This window comes from Mesorhizobium sp. P2_D1, assembly GCF_056404455.1.
Window position 1 is genome coordinate 1 of record NZ_JBFUDZ010000151.1, and the last position, 866, is coordinate 866.

An 866-nucleotide genomic window follows, 5' to 3' on the forward strand; every position below is an offset into this window, starting at 1 on the left:
GTGCCGTCCTTGGCCGCAAGTCCCTCCACGGTGCGAACCGTCTTACCGTCGGCCTGGACAGCCAACAACGTGCAGGATTTGGCCGCGCGCCCGTCCAGGAGAACTGTGCATGCTCCGCAATAGCTGGTGTCACAGCCAATGTGGGTGCCGGTCAGTTCGAGTGAATGCCGAAGGAATTCGACCAGCAGCATCCGGGGTTCGACTTGCGCTTCTATGGCCTTGCCATTGACCGTGAGCCGGATTGTCTTCTTGTGCGTGTTCATGGCGTGCGGACTATCCATAATAGTGGTGGGTATCCCTGACCTCGATGCCGGCTCGCCGGCGTGCGATGACATCGAACGCGCGAATGACAAGACCGCGTGCCAAATTGCGCTTGTAGGCTTCCGAGCCCTTGTTGTCGGAAAGCGGCTCAACGAATTGTGATGCCGCGTCGCCGATCAGCTTTGCAAGTGCTTCATTGAACACCTTGCCGGCGGCGATCTCGTTGGCCGCGTCGAACGGCAGGGCGGTGAGGCCCAGGCAGCCGAATCCGATTCTCAGCGAACGGACAATGTCGCCGTCCAGATTGACCTGCAGGGCGCAGCTGGCGGTCGGATATGCCGGCGCCGAGCGCTTGAAGGCAACGAAGGTCCCGAACCSGTCGAGCGATTCACGCGGAATAGCGATGCGCGTGATGATCTCGCCCATGGTGAGCGCGGGCGTATAGGCGTCCGCCAGGAGAGTGCGTATCGACTGCACACGGGTGCCCTCGGAGCCCTCGCAGAGAGCTACGGCGTCAAGGGTCGTCAGCAAGGCCGGCCAGCAAGCGCAGGGATCAGCCTCGGCGATGCTTCCGCCGATGGTGCCCATGTTGCGGACCTGGGCGT

At 62.3% G+C, this 866-nt stretch carries 2 protein-coding genes; both read right to left on the reverse strand.

Annotated features, from left to right (window positions below; genetic code table 11):
* Nucleotides 1–263 (reverse strand): (2Fe-2S)-binding protein (locus AC1D0I_RS32660; RefSeq protein WP_477400195.1); only part of this gene is annotated, 263 nt, incomplete at its 3' end.
* A 10-nt stretch (nt 264–273) separates the two neighbouring features.
* The coding region (locus tag AC1D0I_RS32665; RefSeq protein WP_477400196.1) for an FAD binding domain-containing protein at nt 274–866 on the reverse strand (593 nt) is incomplete at its 5' end.